This window comes from Amycolatopsis sp. NPDC114505 (assembly GCF_055633615.1).
In genome coordinates this window covers 785,096-809,286 of sequence record NZ_JBVKDV010000001.1, presented here as the reverse complement: position 1 = coordinate 809,286, position 24,191 = coordinate 785,096, and the positions used below count along the sequence as shown (strand labels likewise).

At 71.1% G+C, this 24,191-nt stretch carries 26 protein-coding genes and 1 pseudogene; 13 read left to right on the top strand and 14 right to left on the bottom strand.

Annotation, left to right across the window (positions count from 1 at the left end):
* Nucleotides 1–76 precede the first annotated feature (76 nt).
* The gene (locus ACZ7OU_RS04105; protein WP_470239738.1) at nucleotides 77–652 is read left to right on the top strand and encodes a TetR/AcrR family transcriptional regulator; all 576 of its coding nucleotides are present in this window, start codon (nucleotides 77–79) and stop codon (nucleotides 650–652) included.
* Here ACZ7OU_RS04105 and ACZ7OU_RS04100 read toward each other — a convergent pair.
* On the bottom strand, nucleotides 603–1,934 hold the full coding sequence (locus ACZ7OU_RS04100) for a nucleobase:cation symporter-2 family protein (RefSeq protein ID WP_470254167.1): 1,332 nt from the start codon (nucleotides 1,932–1,934) through the stop codon (nucleotides 603–605). The two genes, ACZ7OU_RS04105 and ACZ7OU_RS04100, sit on opposite strands and share 50 nt — an antisense overlap.
* Before the next feature lie 132 nt (nucleotides 1,935–2,066).
* Between ACZ7OU_RS04100 and ACZ7OU_RS04095 the strand changes: the two genes are divergently transcribed.
* From ACZ7OU_RS04095 to ACZ7OU_RS04075, 5 genes are read left to right on the top strand one after another with little or no spacing between them, the layout of a single operon-like run.
* Nucleotides 2,067–3,206, top strand: a complete 1,140-nt coding sequence (locus tag ACZ7OU_RS04095) for a 5-methyltetrahydropteroyltriglutamate--homocysteine S-methyltransferase (RefSeq protein WP_470254166.1) — start codon at nucleotides 2,067–2,069, stop codon at nucleotides 3,204–3,206.
* Nucleotides 3,203–3,520: an NIPSNAP family protein gene (locus ACZ7OU_RS04090; protein ID WP_284744609.1), complete on the top strand. Its 318-nt coding sequence runs from the start codon at nucleotides 3,203–3,205 to the stop codon at nucleotides 3,518–3,520. Before ACZ7OU_RS04095 ends, ACZ7OU_RS04090 begins: the two co-directional genes overlap by 4 nt.
* Before the next feature lies 1 nt (nucleotide 3,521).
* Nucleotides 3,522–4,313, top strand: coding sequence for an IclR family transcriptional regulator (locus tag ACZ7OU_RS04085; RefSeq protein ID WP_470254165.1), 792 nt, complete (start codon nucleotides 3,522–3,524; stop codon nucleotides 4,311–4,313).
* Between the two features lie 24 nt (nucleotides 4,314–4,337).
* Entirely contained in the window at nucleotides 4,338–5,567 is a 1,230-nt protein-coding gene (locus tag ACZ7OU_RS04080) for an NAD(P)/FAD-dependent oxidoreductase (RefSeq protein WP_470254164.1), read from the top strand.
* 32 nt (nucleotides 5,568–5,599) lie between these two features.
* Nucleotides 5,600–6,337 (top strand): Clp protease N-terminal domain-containing protein, encoded by a 738-nt coding sequence (locus tag ACZ7OU_RS04075; RefSeq protein WP_470254163.1) that lies wholly within the window; start codon nucleotides 5,600–5,602, stop codon nucleotides 6,335–6,337.
* 96 nt (nucleotides 6,338–6,433) lie between these two features.
* Here the strand turns inward: ACZ7OU_RS04075 and gndA are convergent, their stop codons facing one another.
* Entirely contained in the window at nucleotides 6,434–7,873 is a 1,440-nt protein-coding gene (gene gndA / locus ACZ7OU_RS04070; protein ID WP_470254162.1) for an NADP-dependent phosphogluconate dehydrogenase, read from the bottom strand.
* An 85-nt stretch (nucleotides 7,874–7,958) separates the two neighbouring features.
* The gene (locus ACZ7OU_RS04065) at nucleotides 7,959–8,879 is read right to left on the bottom strand and encodes an MBL fold metallo-hydrolase (RefSeq protein ID WP_470254161.1); all 921 of its coding nucleotides are present in this window, start codon (nucleotides 8,877–8,879) and stop codon (nucleotides 7,959–7,961) included.
* A 235-nt stretch (nucleotides 8,880–9,114) separates the two neighbouring features.
* On the opposite strand from ACZ7OU_RS04065, the gene ACZ7OU_RS04060 reads away from it, so the two are divergent.
* The 4 genes from ACZ7OU_RS04060 to ACZ7OU_RS04045 all read left to right on the top strand — a co-directional run bounded on the left by ACZ7OU_RS04060 (nucleotide 9,115) and on the right by ACZ7OU_RS04045 (nucleotide 12,353).
* Nucleotides 9,115–9,978 carry a helix-turn-helix domain-containing protein gene (locus ACZ7OU_RS04060; RefSeq protein WP_155548665.1) on the top strand — a complete coding sequence of 288 codons (864 nt, stop codon included), beginning with the start codon at nucleotides 9,115–9,117 and terminating at the stop codon, nucleotides 9,976–9,978.
* 100 nt (nucleotides 9,979–10,078) lie between these two features.
* The gene (locus ACZ7OU_RS04055) at nucleotides 10,079–10,906 is read left to right on the top strand and encodes an SAM-dependent methyltransferase (protein ID WP_470254160.1); all 828 of its coding nucleotides are present in this window, start codon (nucleotides 10,079–10,081) and stop codon (nucleotides 10,904–10,906) included.
* Nucleotides 10,903–11,751 carry an SAM-dependent methyltransferase gene (locus ACZ7OU_RS04050; RefSeq protein WP_470254159.1) on the top strand — a complete coding sequence of 283 codons (849 nt, stop codon included), beginning with the start codon at nucleotides 10,903–10,905 and terminating at the stop codon, nucleotides 11,749–11,751. Before ACZ7OU_RS04055 ends, ACZ7OU_RS04050 begins: the two co-directional genes overlap by 4 nt.
* Entirely contained in the window at nucleotides 11,748–12,353 is a 606-nt protein-coding gene (locus ACZ7OU_RS04045) for a class I SAM-dependent methyltransferase (RefSeq protein WP_470254158.1), read from the top strand. The genes ACZ7OU_RS04050 and ACZ7OU_RS04045 overlap by 4 nt, the downstream gene beginning before the upstream one ends.
* Nucleotides 12,354–12,424: 71 nt before the next feature.
* Here the strand turns inward: ACZ7OU_RS04045 and ACZ7OU_RS04040 are convergent, their stop codons facing one another.
* Nucleotides 12,425–12,676 carry a hypothetical protein gene (locus ACZ7OU_RS04040; RefSeq protein WP_470239727.1) on the bottom strand — a complete coding sequence of 84 codons (252 nt, stop codon included), beginning with the start codon at nucleotides 12,674–12,676 and terminating at the stop codon, nucleotides 12,425–12,427.
* A 557-nt stretch (nucleotides 12,677–13,233) separates the two neighbouring features.
* Between ACZ7OU_RS04040 and ACZ7OU_RS04035 the strand changes: the two genes are divergently transcribed.
* Nucleotides 13,234–13,488: a DUF397 domain-containing protein gene (locus tag ACZ7OU_RS04035; protein ID WP_285482105.1), complete on the top strand. Its 255-nt coding sequence runs from the start codon at nucleotides 13,234–13,236 to the stop codon at nucleotides 13,486–13,488.
* A 132-nt stretch (nucleotides 13,489–13,620) separates the two neighbouring features.
* On the opposite strand, the gene ACZ7OU_RS04030 is transcribed toward ACZ7OU_RS04035, so the two are convergent.
* The 5 genes from ACZ7OU_RS04030 to ACZ7OU_RS04010 all read right to left on the bottom strand — a co-directional run bounded on the left by ACZ7OU_RS04030 (nucleotide 13,621) and on the right by ACZ7OU_RS04010 (nucleotide 18,062).
* A complete protein-coding gene (locus tag ACZ7OU_RS04030; protein ID WP_470254157.1) occupies nucleotides 13,621–14,166 on the bottom strand; it encodes a hypothetical protein in 546 nt (181 codons plus the stop codon).
* Nucleotides 14,159–15,301 carry a hypothetical protein gene (locus ACZ7OU_RS04025; protein WP_470254156.1) on the bottom strand — a complete coding sequence of 381 codons (1,143 nt, stop codon included), beginning with the start codon at nucleotides 15,299–15,301 and terminating at the stop codon, nucleotides 14,159–14,161. Before ACZ7OU_RS04025 ends, ACZ7OU_RS04030 begins: the two co-directional genes overlap by 8 nt.
* A gap of 21 nt (nucleotides 15,302–15,322) precedes the next feature.
* Nucleotides 15,323–15,715, bottom strand: a complete 393-nt coding sequence (locus ACZ7OU_RS04020) for a FixH family protein (RefSeq protein WP_470239724.1) — start codon at nucleotides 15,713–15,715, stop codon at nucleotides 15,323–15,325.
* Complete coding sequence (locus ACZ7OU_RS04015; protein WP_470254155.1) at nucleotides 15,712–17,112, bottom strand: hypothetical protein; 1,401 nt, start codon at nucleotides 17,110–17,112, stop codon at nucleotides 15,712–15,714. The genes ACZ7OU_RS04020 and ACZ7OU_RS04015 overlap by 4 nt, the downstream gene beginning before the upstream one ends.
* A gap of 95 nt (nucleotides 17,113–17,207) precedes the next feature.
* Nucleotides 17,208–18,062, bottom strand: coding sequence for an alpha/beta fold hydrolase (locus ACZ7OU_RS04010; protein ID WP_470254154.1), 855 nt, complete (start codon nucleotides 18,060–18,062; stop codon nucleotides 17,208–17,210).
* Between the two features lie 53 nt (nucleotides 18,063–18,115).
* On the opposite strand from ACZ7OU_RS04010, the gene ACZ7OU_RS04005 reads away from it, so the two are divergent.
* Nucleotides 18,116–18,661 (top strand): CGNR zinc finger domain-containing protein, encoded by a 546-nt coding sequence (locus ACZ7OU_RS04005; RefSeq protein WP_470254153.1) that lies wholly within the window; start codon nucleotides 18,116–18,118, stop codon nucleotides 18,659–18,661.
* Here the strand turns inward: ACZ7OU_RS04005 and ACZ7OU_RS04000 are convergent.
* Genes ACZ7OU_RS04000 through ACZ7OU_RS03990 form a run of 3 tightly spaced genes read right to left on the bottom strand, consistent with a single transcriptional unit; the run spans nucleotide 18,642 to nucleotide 21,429 of the window.
* The gene (locus ACZ7OU_RS04000) at nucleotides 18,642–19,511 is read right to left on the bottom strand and encodes an oxygenase MpaB family protein (protein WP_470254152.1); all 870 of its coding nucleotides are present in this window, start codon (nucleotides 19,509–19,511) and stop codon (nucleotides 18,642–18,644) included. The genes ACZ7OU_RS04005 and ACZ7OU_RS04000 overlap by 20 nt on opposite strands.
* Nucleotides 19,511–20,086: a TetR/AcrR family transcriptional regulator gene (locus ACZ7OU_RS03995; RefSeq protein WP_470254151.1), complete on the bottom strand. Its 576-nt coding sequence runs from the start codon at nucleotides 20,084–20,086 to the stop codon at nucleotides 19,511–19,513. Before ACZ7OU_RS03995 ends, ACZ7OU_RS04000 begins: the two co-directional genes overlap by 1 nt.
* Nucleotides 20,053–21,429 carry an amidase gene (locus ACZ7OU_RS03990; protein WP_470254150.1) on the bottom strand — a complete coding sequence of 459 codons (1,377 nt, stop codon included), beginning with the start codon at nucleotides 21,427–21,429 and terminating at the stop codon, nucleotides 20,053–20,055. The genes ACZ7OU_RS03995 and ACZ7OU_RS03990 overlap by 34 nt, the downstream gene beginning before the upstream one ends.
* A 135-nt stretch (nucleotides 21,430–21,564) precedes the next feature.
* Between ACZ7OU_RS03990 and ACZ7OU_RS03985 the strand changes: the two genes are divergently transcribed.
* Nucleotides 21,565–22,593 carry a D-cysteine desulfhydrase family protein gene (locus ACZ7OU_RS03985; protein WP_470254149.1) on the top strand — a complete coding sequence of 343 codons (1,029 nt, stop codon included), beginning with the start codon at nucleotides 21,565–21,567 and terminating at the stop codon, nucleotides 22,591–22,593.
* Between the two features lie 78 nt (nucleotides 22,594–22,671).
* Here the strand turns inward: ACZ7OU_RS03985 and ACZ7OU_RS03980 are convergent.
* Both ACZ7OU_RS03980 and ACZ7OU_RS03975 read right to left on the bottom strand, forming a co-directional pair.
* Nucleotides 22,672–23,238, bottom strand: a pseudogene (locus tag ACZ7OU_RS03980) (DUF998 domain-containing protein); the annotation flags it as partial.
* A 35-nt stretch (nucleotides 23,239–23,273) separates the two neighbouring features.
* Nucleotides 23,274–24,059 carry a protein phosphatase 2C domain-containing protein gene (locus ACZ7OU_RS03975; protein WP_470239716.1) on the bottom strand — a complete coding sequence of 262 codons (786 nt, stop codon included), beginning with the start codon at nucleotides 24,057–24,059 and terminating at the stop codon, nucleotides 23,274–23,276.
* Nucleotides 24,060–24,191: the final 132 nt, after the last annotated feature.

Here is a 24,191-nt window from a genome sequence, read left to right as displayed (position 1 = left end):
TAAAGCCATCCGATTTGCCTTAAAGATAGCCGCACTCGGACGGCAAAAGCAAGCTTGTTTGCTTTAAGATGAACTCATGACCCGACCCGGTGGCCGCAGCGCCCGTGTCCGAGACGCCGTGCACGACGCCGTCGTCGAGCTGCTCGCCATCGGCGAGATCAACGCGGCGATCCCGAAGATCGCCGAGCGGGCGGGCGTGAACCCGACGAGCGTCTACCGGCGCTGGGGCAGCCGCGAGCAGCTGCTGCTCGACGCCGCCGTGACGCGCCTGCGCGCGACGTCGCCGATCCCGGACACCGGCACGCTGCGAGGCGACCTGCTCGGCTGGGCCGAGGGGGTCGAACACGCGATGTGCGACCCGCGCGGCCAGATCCTGCTGCGCGCGCTCGTCGCCACCCTGGGGCCGGACAAGCAACCGCTCGAGTACCTCAAGGCGCGCGGCGAAGACCTGCAGGCGACGCTCGACAGGGCCGCGGCACGCGGTGAGGACGTGCCGACGGTCGACGAAATCCTCGACTTCGTCCTGGCCCCGCTCTACCTGCGCGTGTTGTTCCGGCGCCCGGTCGAAGCGGGCACCGGCGGCAAGCTCGTCGAACGGCTGCTCACGGCGCTTCGAGCAGGTCCGGCTCCGGACGCCGGCCGAGGTGGTTGAACAGCAGGTTCAGGGCGAACGCCAGCACCGCCGCCACCGTGATCGAGCTGCCGCAGATCGTCTGCAGCCAGGCCGGGAAGTGCTGGAAGATCTTCGGCGCGAACGCCGGCAGGAGGCCGACGCCGAGCGCGACCGCGACGATGAAAGTGTTGTGGTTGCCCGAAAACTCGACCTTCTTGAGGTTCTGCGCGCCGACCGCGGCGACCATCGCGAACATCACCACCGCGACCCCGCCGACCACCGGCTGCGGGATCGCCGCGATGAACGCGCCGATCTTCGGGACCAGGCCCATCAGCACCAGGATCCCGCCGGTCACCGCGACCACCCAGCGGCTGCGCACGCCGGTCATCCGCACCAGCCCGACGTTCTGCGCGAACGCCGTGTCGGGGAAGGAGTTCAGCACGCCGCCGAGCACGGCCGAGAAGCCGTCGGTGGCCAGGCCGCGCGCGAGGTCGGAGTCGGTCGGCGGGCGCCCGGTGATCTCCCCGACGGCGATCATGTCCGCGGTCGACTCGGTGAACGTCACCAGCATGACCACGCACATCGAGAGGACCGCGGCGATGGGGAACGTCGGCGCGCCGAAGTGGAACGGCGACGCGAGCCCGAACCAGCTCGCCGCGCCGAGCCCGTCCCAGTGCACGAGTCCCATCGGGATCGCGACCACCAGGCCGATCGCCAGGGCGAGCAGCGGCCCGATCTGGTTGGCGAACCCGCGCAGCACCCGCGTGAACAGCACCAGCAGCGCGAGGACGCCGAACGCGAGCAGGATGTGCGACAGGGCCGCGTAGTCCGGTGCGGTCGGGTCGTTGCCCGCGATCAGCCCCGCGCCCGGGCCGAGCAGTGAGACGCCGATGACGAGCAGCAGCGTCCCGGTGACCAGCGGCGGGAAGAACCGGATCAGCTTCGCGAACGGCCTGGCGATGAGCAGCCCGAAGACGCCGGATGCCAGCATCGCGCCGTAGACCGCGGGGAGGCCGTACTGGGACGCGATCAGGATCATCGGGTTGACGACGCTGAACGTCGCGCCCGCGACCACCGGCAGCCGGATGCCGAGGAGCTTCCCGATGCCGACCGACTGGATCAGCGTCGCGATGCCCGCGACGAGCAGGTCGGCGTTGACCAGCAGCCCGATCGTCGCCGGGTCCAGCTTCAACGCGCTGCCGACGATCAGCGGCACGGCGACCGCGCCCGCGTACATGATCGACATGTGCTGCAGGCCGAGCAGGGCCAGCCGCCCGGCCGGCAGGCCCTGGTCGACGGGGTGGACCGCGGGTTTCGTCATGATCAAGCCCCCTGGTTCGACGGCGCAGCCGCGCTACAGCGAACGCGGTGCGCGTGACGGTAGCAAGAACCCGGCGTCATGATCTTGTTTCAGGGGGCGGCGCGACGGCCGGGAATGTGTGACCATCGGTGCATGACTTCGGGCGGTATTTCCCAGGTGGGCCCGCCGTTTCGCGCCGATCACGTCGGGAGCCTCCTGCGGCCCCCGGTGCTGCGCGACGCGCGACGGCGGCGTGAAAGCGGTGAGATCAACGCGGAGCAGCTCCGCGCGGTCGAGGACGACACGATCCGCGACGTCATCAAGATGCAGCGGGTCGCCGGGCTCGCCTCGGCGACCGACGGCGAGTTCCGGCGCGCGTCGTGGCACATGGACTTCATCTACGCGCTCGGCGGCATCTCCAAGAGCGACCAGCGGCTGCACGTCAAGTTCCACAACCTGGCGGGCGACCTCGAGTTCAGCCCGCCGGGCCTGCAGGTCGACGGCAAGGTGCGGCTCGACGAGCCGATCTTCGCCTCGCACTTCGAGTTCTTGAAGTCCCATGTGGACCCCGGCGTGACGCCGAAGCTGACCATCCCGTCGCCGAGCATGGTCTACTACCGCGGCGGGCGGGCGGCGGTGAGCGAAAGCGTTTACCCGGACCTCGAAGAGTTCTTCGCCGACCTGAGCGCGGCGTACGCGGCGCAGGTCTCCGCGGTGCACGGGCTCGGCTGCCGGTACCTGCAGCTGGACGACACGAGCCTGGCGTACCTCAACGACCCGGCGCAGCGGGAGCTCGTCGCGCGGATGGGCGGCGACCCGGACACCCAGCACGTGCGCAACATCGCGACGATGAACGCGGCGCTGGCCGGCCGCCCCGACGACCTCAGGGTGACGACCCACCTGTGCCGCGGCAACTTCCGGTCGTCGTGGGTCGCGTCCGGGAGCTACGAGTTCGTCGCCGAGGCGCTGTTCGGCGAGCTGGCCGTCGACGGGTTCTTCCTCGAGTTCGACGACGAACGCTCCGGGGGCTTCGAGCCGCTGCGGTTCGTGCCGAAGGACAAGAAGGTCGTCCTCGGCCTGGTCACGACGAAGCGGCCCGAGCTGGAGGACCCCGACGTCCTGGTGCGGCGGATCGAAGAGGCGTCGCAGTACGTCGACATCGACCAGCTCTGTCTTTCGCCGCAGTGCGGGTTCTCCTCGACCGAGGAGGGCAACGACCTCACGCCGGACGACCAGCTGCGCAAGCTGGAGCTGATCGTGGCGACGGCCGACCGCGTCTGGGGCGGCCGGTGATCACGTGCGTCGTCGACTACGTCATCGACCCCGCGAAGATCACCGACTTCGAACGCTTCGCCGCCGCGTGGATGCGGCTGGTGCAGCGCGAAGGCGGCATCCACCACGGCTACTTCCTGCCGTCGGAGGGGGCGAGCGACGAAGCCCGGGCGCTGTTCAGCTTCGAGAGCTTCGCCGCGTACGAGCGCTATCGGACGCTGTTCGGCGTGGACCCGGACTTCATCGAGGCCGACAAGATCCGTGAGGAAAGCGGGTGCGTGGTCCGGTACCGGCGGTCGTTCATGCGCCCGCTCCTGCCGGACGACGACCTCTGACGTGCGACACAGCGCGCGGCGGCCGCCTTCGGTCGTGGATCGCGTCCTCGATCTGCTGGGCGCCTTCACGGCCGAACGGCCGCGGCTGACGCTGTCCGAGCTCAGCCGGCGCGTCGACCTGCCGCTGTCGACCACGCACCGGCTGGCCGGTGAGCTGACCCGGCGTGGCGCGCTCGTGCGCGACGAAGCGGGCGTCTACCGCGTCGGGCTGTGGCTGTGGGAAGTCGCTTCGCTCGCTCCGCACGGCGCTGAACTCCGCGAGAGCGCGATGCCGTTCCTGGAGGACCTCTACGAGGCCACGCACCAGAACGTGCAGCTCGCGGTGCTCGACGGCGCGGAGGTCGTCTACGTCGAGCGCATCTCGGGCCGCGGCGCGGTCAACGTCCTGACGCGCGTCGGCGGCCGGCTGCCCGCGCACGCCACCGGCGTCGGCCAGGTGCTGCTCGCGCACTCGCCCGCCGAGGTGCAGGAGGAAGTCCTCGGCGGCCCGCTCAAGACGTTCACGCCTAAGACGATCGGCTCGTCGTCGCAGCTGCGGCGCGTGCTGGCCGACGTCCGCCGCGACGGCTACGCGATCAGCGACGGCCAGATCGAGCTCATCTCCCTGTCGGTCGCGGCCCCGGTCCGCGACTCGACGGACGAGGTCGTCGCGGCGATCTCGGTGGTCGTCCCGGCCGAAGGCACGGACCCGCGGACGCTGGTCCCGGCCGTGCGGGCGGCCGCGCGCGGGATCTCCCGCGTGCTCGGGGCGCCGCGGGCGCTGCGCTCACCGGGGGATTCCTCGACGGCTTAAGCCTCTTGTGATCGGATGGCGGGCATGGGTGCGCAGAACACGGTGGTCGTCGTCGGGGCGGGTCAGAGCGGGTTCCAGGCGGTGGCGTCGCTGCGGGACCGCGGCTTCGACGGCCGGGTCGTGCTGGTCGGGGACGAGCCGGGGGTGCCGTACCAGCGGCCGCCGCTGTCGAAGGCCTACCTGGCCGGGACCGCCGGGATCGAGCAGCTGCACCTGCGCGGCGAGGACTTCTTCGCCGAGAAGGACATCGAGCTGGTGGCGGGCCGCGTCGCGGAGATCGACCGCGAAGCGGCAAAGGTGCGCCTCGAAGACGGCACCGAGCTGGCGTACGACCACCTGATCCTGGCCACCGGCGCGCGCAACCGGACGCTGCCCGTCCCCGGCGCGGACCTGCCGGGCGTGCTGACCCTACGCACCCGCGACGACGCCGACCGCCTGCGCGCTTCGCTGACCGGCGCCGAAAACATCGTCGTGGTCGGCGGCGGCTTCATCGGGCTGGAGTTCGCGTCGCACGCCGGCCGTCCCGTGACGGTCGTCGAGGCCCAGGAGCGGCTCCTCAACCGCGTCGCGACGCCGGAGATCTCCGCCTACTTCGCCGCGCTGCACCGGGAAGCCGGGCACACCGTCCTGCTCGGCCAAGGCGTCTCGGCGCTGCACGGCGACGAGCGGGTGCGCGAGGTCGAGCTGTCCGACGGCCGCCGGCTGCCCGCCGACCTGGTCGTCATCGCAGTCGGTGTCGTGCCGGAGACGACGCTCGCCCAGGAGGCCGGGCTCGAGGTGGACAACGGCGTGGTCGTCGACGCGCACCTGCGGACGGCCGACGAAAAGATCTTCGCGATCGGCGACTGCGCGAACTTCCCGTGCGTGCAGGCCGGCGCCGCGACCCGGCTGGAGTCCGTGCAGAACGCCGTCGACCAGGCCCGGTGCGTGGCCGCGGCGATCACCGGCGCGCCCGAGCCGTACGCGAGCCTGCCGTGGTTCTGGACCGACCAGTCCGGCGCGAAGCTGCAGATCGCCGGGATCCTGTCGGGCGCCGACCGGACGGTGGTCGCGGGCGACCAGGCCGCGGGCAAGTTCTCGGTGCTGTCCTTCCGCGACGACGTCCTCATCGCGGTCGAGTCGGTGAACAAGCCGGCCGACCACATCGCCGCGCGACGCCTCTTCACCGCGGACCCGCACCCGGCGTACGCCGATCTCGAGGTGAGCGAGTTCGACTTGAAAGCACACCTGAAGGCAGCGTCAACCCGAGGTTGACGACAGAGGATCGTCAACCTACAGTTGACGGCATGACCTTACCGACCAACATCAAGCTCGACGACCTCATCAGCGCAATCAAGAGCAACAACGAGACGGACGCCCTCGCCCAGCTGACCGACGCGGTTTACGTCGGACAGCACCTCGGCGAGGTCGCCGACCACCTCATCGGCCACTTCGTCGACCAGGCCCGGCGGTCCGGGGCGTCCTGGACCGAGATCGGCTCCAGCATGGGCGTCACGAAACAGGCCGCGCAGAAGCGGTTCGTGCCGAAGGTCGATCCCGGTGGCGATCCGAGCGGCAGCATCGAGCGCGTCTACGGCCGCTACACCGACCGCGCGCGGCACGTCGTCGTGGAGGCCCAGAAGGCGGCCGTGGACCACGGCAGCCCCGAGATCGACACCGTGCACATCGTGCTGGGCCTGCTCACCGAACCCGCGGCGCTCGCGGCCGGGGCGATCCTGGCTCAGGGTGTCCAGCTCGACGCCGTCCGCGAAGCCGCCGAAGCGCGGCTGCCCGAGCGAGTCGAGCCGACGCCGAACCCGGTGCCGTTCAGCGCGGCGGGGAAGAAGGCGCTCGAGCTGACGATGCGCGAGGGACTGCGGCTCGGGCACAACTACATCGGCACCGAGCACATGCTGCTGGCGCTGCTCGAACAGCGGGAGGGCACCGGCTTCGAGGTGCTCGACGGCCTGGGCATCAAGAAGGACAAGGCCGAGGCGAAGATCGTGGAGGTGCTGGCGGAGATCCTCGCCGCCCGAGGGCAGTGAGACTCCTTCTGTTCGCCGCGCTTCTCGCGGTGGTGCTGGTGACGCTGCTCTGATCGGGAAGGACCAGGGGGTTTTCCCGATCAGAGCAGCACCGGCTCAGGCTTCGGACTCCGGGCGGCCGTCGGCGGCCCAGGCCGTGTGGAACGAACCGTCGCGGTCGACGCGGCGGTACGTGTGCGCTCCGAAGAAGTCACGCTGACCCTGGACGAGCGCGGCCGGCAACCGGTCGGCGCGGAGGCCGTCGTAGTACGCCAGCGCCGTCGAGAAGCCCGGCGTCGGGATGCCCAGCCGGACGGCCGTCGAGATCACCGAACGCCACGAGTCCTGCGCGTCCTCCACGGCCTTGCGGAAGCCGCCCGACGTCAGCAGCGTCGGCAGCTGCGGCTCGTCGGCGTAGGCCGAGGTGATGTCGTTGAGGAACTTCGCGCGGATGATGCAGCCGCCGCGCCAGATCGAGGCGACCTTGCCGAGGTCGATGTCCCAGCCGTACTCCGTCGCGCCGGCCTGGATCTGGTTGAAGCCCTGTGCGTACGCGACGACCTTCGACGCGTACAGCGCCTGCTCGACGTCGTCCGCGAAGCGCTCCAGCTCCGAGCCGGACAGCGGCGACCGGGTGGGACCACCCAGGCCACGAGCCGCCGAGCGCAGCGAAGTCGACCCGGACAGCGAACGCGCGAAGACGGCTTCGGCGATGCCCGAGATGGGGACACCGAGGTCGAGGCCGATCTGCACGGTCCAGCGGCCGGTGCCCTTCTGCTCGGCGGCGTCCTCGACGACGTCGACGAACGGCTTGCCGGACGCCTTGTCGACGTGCGCCAGCACCTCGGCGGTGATCTCGATCAGGTACGAGTCCAGCCGCCCGGTGTTCCAGGTCCGGAACACGTCGGCGATCTCGGCGGGGGAGTACCCACCCGCGCCGCGCAGCAGGTCGAACGACTCCGCGATCAGCTGCATGTCGGCGTACTCGATGCCGTTGTGCACCATCTTGACGAAGTGCCCGGCGCCGTCCGCGCCGATGTGCGTGCAGCACGGCTCGCCGTCGACCTTGGCCGAGATGTCCTCGAACAGCGGGCCGAGGGACTCGTAGGACTCCTTCGAGCCGCCGGGCATGATGCTCGGCCCGTGCAGCGCGCCTTCTTCACCGCCGGAGACGCCGCTGCCGACGAAGTGCAGCCCACGCTCGCGCAGCGCCTTCTCACGCCGGCGCGTGTCGGCGAAGTGCGCGTTGCCGGCGTCGATGATCACGTCGCCCTCTTCGAGCAGCGGCGCGAACTCGTCGATGACGGCGTCCGTCGGGCCGCCCGCCTTGACCATGATCACGACCTGCCGCGGCCGCTCCAGCGCGTCGACGAACGCCTGCGCCGAGTACGCCGGGATGAAGTCGCCCTCGTCGCCGAACTGCTCCACCAGCGCGCGGGTCCGCTCCTCGGACCGGTTGTGCAGGGCCACCGTGTGGCCGTGCCGGGCCAGGTTGCGGGCCAGGTTGCGGCCCATGACCGCCAGGCCGGTGACCCCGATGCTCGCCTTCTTGCTCATCCGCATCCTCTCGAAGACTCTCTCGATTCAGACCCTAGTCCGATCGAGGCCTCAAGGAAGGGCACGGAGGAGCAGCTCACTCAGTTCAGGAGAAGCAGCGGATCGGTCCGCGGTTGATCGCGAGCATGTCCGTGATCGCCGCGACGAGGTCGATGTCCGCGCCCCACTCGGCACCGTCCAGCTCGGCGTACGCGCGGTGCAGGTTGCCCGGCAGCCGCTCCTGCTCGCTCATCGAGGCGAACTGGCCCAGGTCCGCGTCCTTCGCCGCCTCCAGCGGCGACAGCCCGGCGGCCTTCCCGCGCTCGGCCGTCTCCTGGACGAACTTCAGGTACCTGTCCACTGTGTCCACGACGTCGAGCCCGCACGGGCCGCCGTGGCCGGGCAGGATCACCTCCGGCTCCAGCTCCCGGATCACGTCGAGGCCCTTCCGCCACCCGGCCACCGAGCCCATGAGTGCGAACGGGCTGCCGCCGTTGAACACCAGGTCGCCGGCGTAGAGCACGCGCTGCTCCGGCAGCCAGACGAGGACGTCGTTGGTCGTGTGGGCCGCGTGGCCGGGGTGGATCAGCTCGAGGGCGAGGTCGCCCGCGTGCACGGTCAGCCGGTCGTCGAACACGACCTCCGGCGGCCGCGAGCGCAGCTCGCCCCAGTCGCTGCCGACGAAGACGCCCTCGAACGTCTGGATGCCCTCGGCGACCATCAGCTCGCGGGTCTTGCGGTGCCCGATGATCGTCGCGCCGCCGGCCAGGTAGTTGCCGTTGGTGTGGTCGCCGTGGTGGTGGGTGTTCACCAGCGTCGTCACCGGGCTGCCGGTGGCGGCCTCGACCGTCTCGAGCAGCGCGCGCGTGCGGCGCTCGGTCGAGCACGTGTCGATGAGCACGGTGTGGTCGCCGGCGTCGACGAACCCGCAGTTGTTGATGTACCAGGAGCCGTCGGGCTGGACGTAGCCGTGGACCCGGTCGGCCAGGCGGGTGACAGCGGCGGCGGAGGGCGAACGATCGGTCACGGGCCCAGTCTGCCCGAGACCCGGCTCCGCCGGTTGGCCGAATAATTCGGAATTTCGCTGGTCCAGGCGAGTGATAGCGCAGGTGACTGGCATTCTGCGGCGTTTCCTGGAACGCTGCGCGATGTCATCATCGAGATCCGCAAGGTGAAGCACTAACCTGGGTGGGTTCGATAGTTCGCGTGCGACGGCGGCCGGTGGCCGTCGTCGCTTGGTAGTGGTCCGGGAGAGCAGGGCGATGGCCAGCACCGTCACCTCGCGCCGGAAGCAGCTCGGAAACGAGCTCCGGCATGCCCGCACCGCGGCGCGGATGACACAGCAGCAGGTCGCCGAGGTCCTCGGCTGCACCCAGGGCAAGGTCAACAAGATCGAGTCCGGTGCCGTCGGGGTCAAACTCGGGGATGTGCGATCCATGCTGAACGCGTTCGGGATCAACGGCGAAGAGGCCGACACGCTGATGAACCTGGCGCGGGCCGCCGCCGGGCAGCGCGGCCACTGGTCCGGCTACCGCTCGGTGGTGCCGCACTGGTTCCGCACCTTCACCGACCTGGAGCCCGCCGCCGCGGAGATCCTCACCTGGCACGGCGAGCGCATCCCGGGTCCGCTGCAGTCCGAGCACTACATGCTCAAGCAGTTCACCGAGGCCGGCGCGACGGACGTGACGTCGCTGGTGCGCAACCGGCTCGACCGCAAGGCGGTGTTCGAGCAGCAGCAGCCGCCGTACTACCGGTTCATCATCAGCGAGGGCGCGCTTCGCCGGGCTCCCGGCGGGTACGCGCCCGCGGTGATGCTGGACCAGGTCGAGCACCTGCTCTCGCTCGAACGGCACCCGCGGGTCTACGTCCACGTGCTGCCGTTCGGGGCGCGGCTGGCCGCGGTGCCCAACGACTTCACGATCATGCGCTTCCCGGACCGCACCCGGGACTTCGTCTACATCGAGCACTCCGCCGGCGGGCTGTACCTCGACGACGTCAAGGACTTCAACATCTTCGTCGACTCGTGGGACCGGCTGCGGGGAGCGGCGCTGGAGCGGCAAGAGACCCGGCAGTTCCTGAAGGAGCTCGCGGAGGGTTACCGCGGCCAGATGCAGCAGCTCCAATAGGGCGAACGGCGGCTCGAAGGGTCCCGAGTGGTGAACAACTGTCGGTAGAGTGGCTCTGTTGTGCCCTAAGCCACCGGAAGTGCCGCCCGAAGGGGACATCGTGGACCCCGACTTCCTCCCCGACGCCGTCGACCTCGACCGGCCGAACGTGGCGAGGATCTACGACTGGGCGCTCGGCGGCACCGCGAACTGGGCGGTCGACCGGCAGTACGGTGAGCTGGCCGTGAAAGCGTTTCCGCTGGCGAAGACCCTGGCGCGCGGCAACCGCGACTTCCTCGGCCGGGCCGTCCGCCACTGCGTCGCCGAGGGCATCACGCAGTTCCTCGACCTCGGCTCCGGCATCCCGACCGCCGGCAACGTCCACGAGGTCGCCGACGAGTACGCCGAGGACAGCCGCTGCGTCTACGTCGACAACGAGCCGGTGGCCGTCGCGCACGGGCGGATCCTGCTCGACGAAGAGGGCGATCCGGAGCGGCACGCCGTGCTGCACGCCGACCTGCGGGACGCCGAGGAGGTCTGGGAAGCCGCGCTGGCCACCGGGGTGCTCGACCCCGAGCGGCCGATCTGCCTGCTCAGCGTGGCCGTGCTGCACTTCCTTCCGGACGTCACCGGCGTGCGTGAAGCCATCCGCGACTACCGGACGCTGCTGGCGCCGGGATCGGCGTACGTGCTCTCGCACGCGACCGAGTCCGGCGTCGAGGGCGACGAGCTGGCGCAGATCCGGCGGCTCGTGCAGCTGTCCGAGCGGTCGAGCTCTCCCGCGATTTCCCGGTCGCTCGACGAGATCGCCGTGTTCTTCGGTAACTTCGACGTCGTCGACCCCGGGATCGTGCCTGTGGGAGAGTGGCGCCCCGAGCCCGGCGCCGCCCCGGTCCCCCTCGCGAGCGTGGTCGGCGGTGTCGGCCGCAAGCCTGGAGGACGAAAATGACGACGCAGGATCCCGAGGCCCCCGAAGGCGTCGACCTCGACCGGCCGAACGCGGCCCGCATCTACGACTGGTTCCTCGGCGGCGACGCCAACTGGGCCATCGACCGCCAGTTCGGTGAGCAGGCGGTCAAGACCTTCCCGATGATCAAGACGGTCGCCCGCGTCGGCCGCGACTTCCTCGGCCGCGGCGTCCGCTACCTGGCGCGCAACGGCATCGACCAGTTCCTCGACCTGGGGTCGGGCGTGCCGACGGTGGGGAACGTCCACGAGGTCGCGGCCGAGGTGAACCCGAACGCGCGGTGCGTGTACGTCGACAACGAGCCGGTCGCGGTGGCGCACTCGCAGGTGCTGCTGGAGAAGGAGGGTGTCGCGGACCGGCACGCGGTGCTGCAGGGCGACCTGCGCGACCCGGCCGACATCTGGAAGCGCGCGCTCGACACCGGCGTCCTCGACACGAACCGGCCGATCGGCCTGATCATGGTCGGCGTCCTGTACTTCCTCGGCCCGGACGAGCCGGTGGCCCAGACCATCCAGAAGTACCTCTCGCTGCTGCCGTCCGGCTCGTACTTCCTGTCCTCGCACCTGACCACCGAAGGCCTCGACGCGATGGCCGACGCCGAAAGCCGCGAGTCGATCGTCGCGCAGTACCAGCGGTCGAGCACCCCGCTGCACCTGCGCAGCAAGGCGGAGTTCACGACGTTCTTCGAAGGCCTGGAGCTCGTCGAGCCGGGCATCGTCTACCTGCCGGAGTGGCACCCGGAGGAGATCGAGTCGCGGGCGACGAAGAAGCTCGCGAACGACCCCTCGTTCGTCGGCCACATCTGCGGCCTCGGCCGCAAACCGTGACAGCGGCGTACGACGCGGTCGCCGTCCAGTACGCGGAGTTCGTGCGCGACATCTGGGACGGCGACCCGCTGGACCGGTCCGCGTGGGCGACGTTCGCGGAGTTCGTGCGCGGCCGCGGGCCGGTCGCCGACCTCGGGTGCGGGCCCGGCCACCTGACGGCGCACCTGCGTTCGCTCGGGGTCGACGCGTTCGGCGTCGACGTGTCGCCGGCGATGGTCGAGCTGGCCCGCGCCGCGCTGCCGGGGCTGCGGTTCGAAGTCGGTTCGATGGCGGCGCTGGACCTGCCCGACGCGTCGCTCGCCGGGATCCTGTCGTGGTACTCGATGATCCACACGCCGCCGTCGGAGATTCCGGGGTACTTCGCCGAATTCACCCGGACGTTGGCGCCCGGTGGTCACGTTCTGTTGGGGTGCTTCGAGTCCGGGGACGGCCCGGTTTCGGAGTTCGACCACAAGGTCACGACGGCGTACCGGTGGCCGCTCGACGAACTGATGGCGCTGGCGGCCGCGGCCGGGCTCGTCGAGGTCGGACGGATGTACCGCGAGCCCGTCGAAGGGGAGCGCCCCTTCCGTCAGGGACGCCTGCTGCTGCGGAAACGGTAGCCACGAACGGCGAGAGCCCCGGTCCCATCAGGGAACCGGGGCTCTTGGTGGTGGTACGGCAGTTCAGGGCTTCAGACGCGCGAACCGATCCGCCCGCGCAGCAGCGGGGTCAGGTCGATCGTGGCCTCCAGCGGCCGGGTGGTCCGGAAGCCGTCGGAGTGGCGCTGCTGCGGAAGGTCCTGGTCCGCGGCCCACGTCGTCGTCTTGCGCAGCGGCGCCTGGATCAGGCTGAAGCCGAAGCGGTTCCTCAGTTCGTTGCCGATCCCGCGGCGGCCACGGTGCTCCTCCTCGCGGCGGAACAGCGAGTTCATCCGGACGGCCATCGTCTACACCCCCAGCTCTCGTCGCGGTGACCGGGCACGTTCGCCGCCGGTCAGTCCGAGACAGGGTTCACACGGCATGCCGGCCCCGGGGGCCAGCCATTCCACGTCGGCACGGGAAAGCGCTTCCCCGCACTTGGTTCGGACCAGCTCGCTCGTTCCCCGGGTGGCATCCAGTCCGAAGACGTGGACCACCCGGCGGGCCTCGCCTGCGGTTCCGCTGGCGAGCCTGCCCACGACAATCGCGCTCGGTGGCGCGCTGTCCTCGACGATCACGCTGATCCTCCCCCATGAGGTCCTGCGGTGGTGGTTGGTCGGTCGTCAACCAGTGGCCTGCGTTCGGGGACCGCCCGTCGCATGCAGGCAGTCATTCACCGACACCAGCGCCCCGGCCGATGCGATTAATCCTACTCCTGGAATAATCTTCATGTCGAGGCCGGACCTAGTTGATCACCCGCTTGGCCGTGTGGCGTACTCCATTGAGACACTGAGTAGCCGGGAGCGGGTACTTTCGACCAGGTCACGGCCGCGCCCCCCAACGATCCTCGGAGGTACGACCCATGGCGGATTATCCGTCGTTCGCGGATTACGATCCGAACACGGCCGTGTCCCTGTTCCAAGAGGCTGCTTGGGAGAAGTCGTTCGCCAGCGAACCCAATGGTGGGAGCTGCGTCGAGGTCAACCTCGGCCGCGAAGGCCTGATCGGTGTCCGCGACACCAAGCTCGCGACCAGCCCCGTGTTCGTGTTCGACACCGCCGAGTGGGAAGCGTTCCTGGTCGCCGTGAAAGCCGGGCAGTTCGACCTGCCCGCCTGATCCATCCCCCACCGCGGTGATCGTGTCCGAGCTGCGTCCTGGAAAAATGGCGAAGGCCCCCTTCCCCGTCACTGGAGAAGGAGGCCTTCGCGACGCCGCGGATACGCCCGGGTGCCGATTGTGAGGGGAATCTCACCCGGTTGCCGGAAGTCCACCCCCGCGCAACCGGCTCCGGGTCCGGCGCCAGGCCAGCACGACCAGCACCACGAGCCCGATCAACGGCAGCGTGCTGATCGCCCAGCTCAAGCCCATCGGCGGCCCGGGCTGTTCGAGCACCGGCAGCGCCTTCAGGTCGCCCGTGCCGGACCCGGCCGGGCCGTTGACCGTGAAGCGGAACGTCCAGTCACCCGGTCGTGGCATCGACCGGACGTCGAGCCCCCAGACCTCGAGCTTGCGCGGGTGGCGGACCAGCGGCTGCGTGCGGTTCTTCCCGCCCTCCGGGTTGATCATCGTGAGCGTGCCGGACTTGTCGTCGATCCCGCCGTCGGGGATGAACGTGAAGTCCAGCGACTGCATGGCTTTCAGCGGCCAGGTGCTGAACCCGATCGTCATCCCGTACGGCCCGGCCTGCACGTGCTCGGTGTGCACGATGTTGACCGGCTCGTAGGCGTTCGCCGGCGCCGCGGTGGCGAACAGCAGCCCGGCGACGGCCGCCATGGCGAGCAACGTCTTACGCATCAGCGGTTTCCCCTTTCTTCGCGGGCGCCAGCAGGCAGAGCATCCCGCCGAACCGCCACCCGGCGAACCCGCCGAGCAGCCCCAGCAGGCCGCTGAGCACGGCCGTCGTCGTCAGGTACCAGGCCGGCGGCAGGTGCGCGCCGGTGTAGAGCAGGACGCGCTGGATCGGCAGGCTCAGCCCGATCAGCAGCCCGGCGATCCCGCCGACGACCACCGAAACGCGGCCCGCGCGCCACCCCCGGCGTCGCCCGGCCAGGAAGCCCAGCTCCATCAGCGCGGCCACCGGCAGCAACGCCATCGGCGTCAGCGACGGCATTTCCGGCACGCCGGAGATCGCGTCGCGCATCGGCAGGCCGACGAGGTCCGCGTAGGCCTGGGCGGCCCACGGCGAGAACCACCAGAAGACCGCCTGCACGGCCGCGACCAGCGCCGCGGTGCCGACCGCCCCGCCCGGCCGGCGCAGGAACCCGGCGCCGACCGCGACGAGCAGCACGGCCATCATCGAGCAGCCGATCGAGACGGCGTCGGCGTAGTCGTCCGGCACCTGCTGCAGGCCGAGCGCGAGCACCGGCCCGAACGTGAGCAGCACGGTCAGCGAGGCCAGCGTGCCGATCCGGCCCCAGCGGTGCTCCCGCGCCGCGGCGAACACCGCGGTCGTGCCGATCAGCGACACCGTGATCGACAGCAGCAGCCCGATGTGCGGCGGCGAGTCGATGACCGCGTCGAAGCCGTAGAGCCCGTGCCACCACTGGTCCCACAGGCCGTACAGCAGGAACGTGGCCGCGCCGACGCCGGAGACGAGGTAGCCCAGCGGCGCCGCGAAGGTCCGGCCGAACACGTTGACCACGCGCCCGCCGATCCGCGGGTCGACCGGGCGTCCCGCGCGCCGTGCCGCCGTCGTCAGCAGCACGACGGCGAGGCTCGCCAGTCCGACGACCGCGCTGCCCGCGTACAGGAACAGGTGGGGCAGCGTGAAGAACGTGTCCGGCCCGACGTCGCTGTGCCACTGGATGTCCCAGGTCAGCCCGACCAGTGACAACAGCGAACCGCCGAGCACGACGTTCGCCGGCAGCAACCCCGTTCGCGCCTGTTTCGCCACCGACGTGGTGCGCACGCCGGATGCGGTGAGATCCATTCCCCCGAACCTTTCTCTTGACTACTTGACCAGCAACGGAAAGACGAGCTGCGCGGGCCCTCCCGGCCCGCGCAGCGACACGGAGATCTCCCACTGCCCGGACATCGGCAGCGAGACCCCGGTGGCGCGGAACCGGCCGGGGCTGTCCGCCACGGCGAGCACCGGGGCGAACGCGTGTCCCATCTGCGCCATGACCGGCTCGACGAGGACGCTGTCGGGTGCGGGCCCGGTCACCGCGACCGCGAACGTGTTGCCGCCGATGCGCGGCGGGTCCGCGGAGAACTGGACCGTGTACGGCCCGGAAACCGCCTGCTGCGTGGTGGCCTTGGCGGCACCGGCCGGCCAGAACAGCCAGGCGGCGCCGGCCACGACCACCAGCGCGACCGCGGCGATCAGCACCTTGGGGCGTTTCATCGTCCGGCTCCTGTCGTCGGGACGTCCACCACGGCGGGGATGGTGAGCACGCGGTAGCCGCGTTCGGCCTGCAGCCAGATCCGGTACCGGCCGGGCGCGGCGAAGGTGTAGGTGAAGCTGACGTCCGGCCCGTACGCGGCGACGGTCTCGTCGGGCCGGTCGAGCTGGCCCGCGACCGGCGGGATCATCGCGTGGACGTGGGCCCAGGTGGGCGCCTTCGCGGCGGCCGCGCCGACGTCCGGGCCGGTGATCGGCCCGGCCACGATGAGGTGGCCGAGCATGCCCAGCCACGGCTGGAGGTCCTGGGTCCGGAAGTGCGCGGTGACGGTCGTCGGGGTGCCGGGGGTGATCGTGAGGTCGACCGGCGTGCCGTCGACCGTCCGCGGTCCGGCGCCGGCGGGTTCGGGTGCGGGTGCGGCGGTGCCCGTCAGGTCCACAGTGGACCGGACGAGCTGGACCCCGCCGCCGCGCCGGACCAGCTCCGCGGCGACGCTGTACGTGCCCGCTTCCGGATCGGCGACGCCGACGCGGTAGTCGCCGGGGCCGACGCGCACCGGGTGCAGGTGGCTCATCCGGCCGGACGGCGAGACCAGCACCAGGTGCACGAGTGCGTTGTCGTGGATCAGCAGGTCGTCGACGGGGCGCCCGGTGGCGCCGTCGGTGAGGTTCAGCGTCACCTCGCCGCGCTCGGCTTCGACGGCCAGGTTCACCGGCGGCCGCGAGTAGTCCACTGTGGACAGCTGGGTGTTCGCGTACGGGTCGGTGACGTTGTCGTACGTCGGATCGAGCTGGCTGCCGGGCGCGGGTGGCGGGGGAGTGCTCGCCGACAGCAGCGCGCCGGTGACCGCGACGGCGATCGCGGCGACCACGCCACCGGCCGGGATCAGGGCGAAGGCGGTTCTCTTCGCCCGCATCGCCACCACGAGAGCCAGCAGCAGGAACACGCCCGCGGCGACGAACCCGCCGTAGGTCGCCTTCTCCCACGGCGGAACCACCCGCGCCGGGACGATGAACGGGATGGTCGCGGTGGTCCCGCTCCCGTCGTCCAGTCTCAGCTCCCACGGCCCCGGCTTGCCGACCTGGAGGTTTCCCGGGTACACGCCCGGTTCGGCACCGAGGACGACGTCACCCCTCGACGTCACGACGCCGTCCGCCGCGACGGCCAGGTGCAGCGTCCCGGGCGCGGTGCCCTCGTGCGTCACGACGTCGACCCGCAGCGGCGACGGCGTGCCGTCGACCCGGCGGATGATCACGGTCAGCTCGCGTGCGCCGAGTGTCTGCGCGACCTGGATGTCGGTGCCGGACGGCGCTCCGTCGGCGTGCGCAGTCCCGCCGGCCAGTGCGATCCCCAGCACGGCCAGCAGCATCAGCAGCGCGGCTCTCGATTTGGTCCCCATCGTGGAGCGAACCTAGCGACGGAGGACCGTGGCGGGCGTCACGGCGGGGAGGGAACTCCGGTCCCCAGTGCGGGGGATCGGAGCCCCCGGGGGTCTCAGGGGCGCAGGAACTTCCGCAGGTGAGCGACGACTTCGGCCGGTTGTTCCTCGGGCAGGAAGTGTCCGCATTCGGCCAGTGCCGCGCCCGTGACGTCGTTCGCGTACTCCTGCCAGATCTCGAGCGTCGGCAGGGTGCCGAGCAGGCCGTTCGCGCCCCAGAGCGCGAGAAGTGGCTGGGTGACGCGCTTTCCGGCGGCGAAGTCGGCGTCGTCGAGCTCGGCGTCGTCCGGGAAGGACGCGCGGTAGTCGTCGAAACCGGCGCGGAGCGCGCCGGGCTGGGAGAAGGCGCGGACGTACTCGGCGACGGCGTCCGGGTCGAGGGTGTGGCGCTGGTAGGTCCAGCGCTCGAAGAAGTAGCCGAGGTAGGCGGCGATGTTCTGCCCGGCGAGCAGCTCCGGCAGGTCGGGCTGGAGGTGGAAGAGCCAGTGCCAGTAGGCCTTCGCGATGCCGGTGTCGAGGCGCTGCCACATCGCGCGGGTCGGGGCGATGTCGAAGACGGCGACGCGGTCGACCTGGTCCGGGCGGTCGAGGGCCCAGCGGTGGGCGACGCGGCCGCCGCGGTCGTGCCCGGCGACGGCGACCCGCCCGAAGCCGAGGTGCTCCGCGAGCCCGGCGACGTCGGCGGCCATCGTGCGCTTGTCGTAGCCGGTCCGCGGCTTGTCGGTGCGGCCGTAGCCGCGCAGGTCGGGGGCGATGACGGTGTGCGTCTCGGCGAGCGGCTCGAGGACCCGGTGCCAGCAGTGCGACGTCTGCGGCCAGCCGTGCAGGAGGAACAGCGGCGGCCCTTCGCCGGCGCGCAGGTAGTGCATCCGGAGCCCGTTGACCGTGGCCGTGCTTTCTAACCTGTTCATACGGTTAGAAGGTAGCCGCACTTCTAACCTTCCGCAACGGTTAGAGTGGGGCCATGGAGTGGGCTTTCGACGGCGGACGGCCGTGCCTCGACCTGGTCAACACGCTGCGCTCCCGGTACGCCGAGGGCGTCGAGCTGCTGACCGGGCCCGACGCGCTGGCGGAGTGGCTCGTGCGCGCCGGCTTCACGACGGCGCCGGTGCCGGTGACGGCCGGGAACGTGCTGGCGGCGAAGGCGTTGCGGGAAGCGATCGACCGGGTGCTGCGGGCGCCCGAAGAGATGGACGTCGGCCTGGTGAACAACGCGGCGGCTTCGGCGCCGGCACCGACGCTGCGGCTGGTGCTGGCGGACGGTGTGCTGCGTCGTGAGGTGCCGGCCGCGAAGGATCCGGTGGCCTCGGCGTTCGCGGCCCTCGCGGCGGACGCGATCGACCTGGCGGCGAGCGACGCGGACGTCCGCATCTGCGCCGCGGACGACTGCGGAATCCGCTTCTGCGACGCCTCCCCGAGGCGCAACCGGCAGTGGTGCTCGATGGCCCGCTGCGGCAACCGGGCCAAGGCCCGCGCGCACTACGCCCGGGTCAGTGGGCGCGAGGAGTAGCGCCGGGGCCGTTGCCGCCGATGAGACGCTGGTAGACCTTCGGATGGGCGCGGAGCCAGACGTTGAGCTTGCCGATCCACCGCATGTGCGCGGTCCGCAGCCAGGCCGGGATCGGCGTCGCGAGAATCCGCACTGCGCGGGCGAACCGGTCGAACCGCCGCTGGTCGCGAAGTGTCCACTGTAGACTGAGGCGGGTGCGCAGTCCGGGCGGCAACGTCGCCCGGAGCAGGAACATCTGGGTCCGGGCGTGCCACCGCCACCCCGAGTCGGGCAGCCACCGCACCGGCTTCCGGACCGTGTGGATCGTCTCGAAGAGCTCCTCGATGGTCGGGTTCGTCGCGAAACCGGCCACCATGTCGTCGTAGTAGCGCTCGAACGCCGTCCAGTCCGGCGGCAGGTCGCGCTCGCGCACACCGAGCAGCCGTCCGACGTCGCACATCTGCGCGTAGTATTCGTCCAATTCGGACGGTGACAGTGGACGGCCGAAAAACCGTTGTGCGTCAACGGGAACCTTCACCAAGGTCGCGTGCACCCAGGCGTACGCGGCCGGGTCGAGCCCGCTGTAGCGCCGTCCGTCGAGAGACCCCGTGAACGAACGGTGCAGAGCGCGCAACCGCGACGCCTCCACCCGCGCCCCCGCGGCACCGCCGTAGACGTAGATCGACAGCGACGCGCCCGTCCGCATCAGCCGCGTCCAGGGATCCGACGTGTAGTCCGAATGATCCCGGACCCCCGCCGCGACGACGGGGTGCGCGACCTGCAGCACCAGGACCTGTCCGGCCAGCAGCGCGTCGCGGAAGTCGCCGAAGTACTTCCACGCCGCCGTGCCGCGGACGATCGGCCGCGCCATCAAGCCCCGCGGATCAGCATCATCAGCGGCCCGGCGACCGGTGTGTCGGCCTCGCCCGTCGCCAGCCGGCGCAGCTGGAGCCCGGCGATCAGCGCGACGACCGGCCCGGCCAGCCGCTGCGGCTCCGGGACACCGACGGCCGACAGGATCGTCACGGCCAGCTCGTCGTACGCCGCGAAGCAGCGCGAAGAGGCTTCCTGCAGCTCGGGATCCCGGGCGGACTGGAGGTACAGCTCGTGCGCGCCGAGCTCGTCGGCGCCGAACGGCAGCTGCGCGATCACGTGCTCGACGACCGACGCGGCCTGCTCGACGCTGAGGCCCTCGGCGCGGTAGCCGTCGACGATCGCGCCGAGCTTCGCCGTCTCTTCCTCGACGAACAGCAGCATCGCTTCGCGCAGCAACGCCGTCTGGCTGGGGAAGTGGTAGGTGAGCGTGCCGAGCGAGACGCCGGCGGCGGCCACGATCCGGCGGTTCGTCAGGCCGCCGACGCCGTGCTCGCCGACGACCGTCAGCGCGCCGCGCAGGATGGCTTCCCGGGTGCTTACCAGCTTGTCTCGGGATGCCGCTCCGGCCACCGTTCGACCTCTTCCAGTTGCGCGGCGAGCGAAACCAGCCGCTCCTCGGCGTGCGAGGGGCCGAGCAGCTGCGCGCCCAGCGGCAGCCCGTCGGCGGTCAGCCCGGCCGGGACGTTGACCCCCGGCCAGCCCAGCACGTTCCACGGCCAAGCGTACGGGCAGGCGGCGATCATGGCCTGGTCGGTCTCCCAGCCGGACAGCCCGTCGAAGGTGCCGATCGGCGGCGGCGGGGTCGCGGTGGTCGGGGTCAGCAGCACGTCGACGCGGCCGAAGACCGAGCCGATCCGCCGGTGCAGCCCCGGCTCCAGCGCCCGCGCGAGCCGCAGCGCGGGCCCGGCCAGCAGACGGCCGTGGCCGGCGTTGCTGCGGGTGCGTGGGTCGAGCCCGGCGCGGTCGGGCACCCGCAGCGTCCAGTCGCGGACGCCGGTGAGCGAGCGCGGCAGGAACGTCAGGCCGATCAGCCCGTAGTCCGGCTCGACCTCGACGATCTCGTGGCCCAGGCCGGCGAGCGACTCCGCGAGCCGCCGCACGTTCGCTTCGACGACCGGGTCGAGCCGGGTCTTGGTGGCGGTGAACGGGATCCGCGTCGACAGCCCGATCTGCAGCCGGCCGGGTTCACGCGCGGCGGCGGTCCGAAACGTCGTGCCGGTCGCGGCGACGACGTCCAGCAGCAGGGCGGCGTCGCCGACGGTCCGGGCGAGCGGGCCGAGCACGGTCAGGCCGTGGAACAGCTCGCCGCCGGTCGGGATCCGGCCGCGCTGGGGCTTGATGCCGACGAGCCCGGTCCACGCGGCCGGGATGCGCACCGAGCCGGCGCCGTCGGAACCGAGCGCGGCCGCGATGGCCCCCGACGCCACCGCGGCCGCGCTCCCGCCCGAAGAACCCCCGGGTGTGTGGCCGGGGTGCCACGGGTTCCGCGTCGCACCGAAGGCCGGGCCCTCGGTGAACGGCCATTGGCCCAGCTCGGGCGTGTTGGTCTTGCCGATGATGATCGCGCCGGCCTCGCGCAGCAGCGCGACGGCGGGCGCGTCGGTGGTGGCGCACGGGAACTCGCCGACGCAGCCGAAGGACGTCGGCAGGCCGGTGATGTCGACGTCGTCCTTGATCGCGACGGGCACACCGAGCAGGGGTTTGCGGTCGCCGGCTTTCAGTCGCTGGTCCGCTTCGGCGGCCTCGGCGAGAGCAGCGTCGTCGCGCAGGTGCCGGAAGGCGTTGAGCGTGGGCTGGCTCGCGTGCGCCCGGCCGAGGGCTGTCGCGGTCAGCTCGGCGGACGTGACTTCGCCGGCGGCGAGCTGCGCGGCCTGCTGGGTGAGACCGGTGAAGTCCAGGCTCGTAGCTGTCATGTCGGCCCCCGGAGGTTCTCGTTCGTTCGAACGAACGTTACCGGATACCGGCGGTCTTTGGCCAGCCCGGTCGTGAGTGAGAAACCGGGTTGGAACACGGTTTCTCACTCACGACGGCTGCGGCAGACTGGGCTCATGACGTTCGACTTCGCCGGATTCCCCGACGCCGCTCTAGCCGCGATCCCGCGCGTCGACCTGGGTGGCTGGCCCACGCCGCTGCAGAAAGCACCGCGGCTCGGCGAAGCGCTCGGCCTGCGGAACCTCTGGCTCAAACGTGACGACGTCAACCCGCTCGGCGCCGGTGGCAACAAGCTCCGCAAGCTCGAATTCCACCTCGGCGCCGCGCTCGAAGCCGGCGCGGACACCGTGATCACCTTCGGTGCGCTCCAGACCAACCATGGCCGTCAGACCGCTGCCGCGTGCGCGAAGCTCGGCCTGCGCTGCGAACTCGTCCTCACCGCGAAGGTCCCTCGTGACGGCGAAGCGTACGAGCGTGGCGGCAACATCCCGCTCGACAAGCTCTTCGGCGCGACCGTCCACGTCTGCGCCGAAGGTGAGGAGACCGGCCGCACCTACGACCGTCTCGTCGCCGAAGCCGCCGCCGAAGGCCGGAAGGTCGCCACCGTCCCGGTCGGTGGCTCCAACGACCTCGGCGCGCTCGGCTATGTCCGCGCCACGTACGAACTCGCGAAGCAGCTTGAAGAACGCGGTGTCGAGCGTGCCCACCTCGTCATCCCGCACGCCAGTGGTGGCACGGCGGCCGGTGTCGTGCTGGCCACCGGGCTGCTCGGGAACCTCGGCGTCGGCATCGCCTGCGTCAGCCACCCGCTCGACGAGGCCACGGAGAACCTCCGCGACCTCGTCGCCGGTGCGGCCAAGCTCCTCGGCGTCGAGCCGCCGGCGTTCAGGCACTCGAAGATGAGCGACTCGACCCTCGGCCCCGGCTACGGCATCCCGACCGACGCCGTCTGGAACGCGCTACGGCTTTTCGGGCGCACCGAGGGGGTTGTGCTCGATCCGGTGTACACCGGCAAGGTGGCCGCCGCGCTGGTCGAATGGGCGGGCCACTTCGCCCCCGACGACCACGTGGTGTTCCTGCACACCGGCGGGATGCCCGGCCTGTACGGCTATGCGCCCGAATTCGCGGCTGCCGTCGAAGGCTGACTCGAGCCGGGTCGCGACCCACAGCAGCGTGAGGATCAGGACGACGTCGGCGAGCATCAGCAGCCGTTGCGTGACGCCGATCGGGACCGCGTCCGAGATCTGCGGGAACAGCCAGATCCCGGCCTCGCTCAGCCGCACCAGCACGAAACTCACCGCGAACAGCCCGAACGCGACGGCACTCAGCCGGATCGCCCGCACGATGGCGACGCGTTCAGGCCGTCCCCGCAACGGTTCCAGCAGCGAGATCGCCGCGCCGGGCAGGCTCAGGAACGCGATCAGGCACGCGTAGAGGTGGATTTCGCCGCTGACCGGGTCGGGCGCTTCCGGGTAGCTGGCCGGGAAGATCGCGGCCGCGGCCATCCCGAGCGACCAGAGCGCGAGCAGCAGCCGGGTCGTGCGCGACAGCGGGACGCCGGCCGCGTGCAGCGCGCCGAGCACCGCCAGCGAGCCGATGGCCAGCGACAACACGCTCGCGGCGAGCATGCCTTCGCCCCGGTCGGTCACGGTGTAGCTCGACAGCGTGTCGTACACCGGGTTGTGCGAGCTGATGATGTGCAGCACTACGGCCGTGAACAGCCCCCAGCCGATCGCGCCCAGCGCCACGAGCCGCCACGGTCTCGTGCGCTTCCCCTGTTCCGTCCCCATGCCATCCAGGTTCTCGAAGAACCGGACGGCCGTGATCAGGGAAGACCCTGAATTCCCCCGGATGCGAAGTCGATCAGTACCAGGGCTTGGTCGTCGTGGCGCTTCGGACGCGGCCAGCGTTCGCCGTCCGGATCCTGCTTTTCCGCGGTCCGGACGGCGTCCAGCACGGCGTCCGGCCCGTCGGCGCGGGTGATCGCCAGAACTTCGCGCCAGTCGAACAGGGCGTACTGGTCGACGCCGATGGAGACGCCGTCACTGGCGAGCAGGACGGCGTCGACGTCATGCCGTGGCCAGCTGCGGCGGACGGCGTGCGCGGCGGCGCCGGGGTCGGCTTCGGCGACCCAGAAGCCGTCGTGGGCGTTGCGCCGGCGCCGGACGTCCGCGCCGGTCTGGAGCATCCCGCGCCGCCGCAGCCGCGCGAGCCGGTCGTCGGAGACGACGTCGACACCGAAGCCACCGAACCCGACGACCGGGCTGTCGGCCAGGACGAGCGCTTCGACGCGGTCGCCGAGCCACCGCACGGCGGCGACCGTGCTGGACGGCGACTGCTGCGGACGCAGGGCGTTCTCGGCCGTCACGACGGCGATCGCGCTGGTCAGGAGGTCCGTCAGGTCGGCTTCGGGGGCCGCGCGGAGGTCGTCGGCGAGGCGCCGGGCCAGCCGTTCGGCGTACCAGCCGCCCGGAGGCAGCGCGGGGTCCGGCGAGGTGGCGCCATCGAGCACGAGGACGGCGTTGTCCAGCACGACGACGTGGTCTTCGGTCGGGCGGGGGTGGCCGTCGGCGCCCACCCCGGCCCGCTCGGCGATCACGATCTCGGGCATCACCCGACTGTACGTCGGCCGCCGCGGACCTTCGCGCCGAAGCTCCGCTGCCTTCTTCCGCCGTGCGATTGTCTCGGCTATGGAGGCGCCGGCCGCTGGATGACTCGGGTGGCGGCGGTGCGGAGGTCGGCG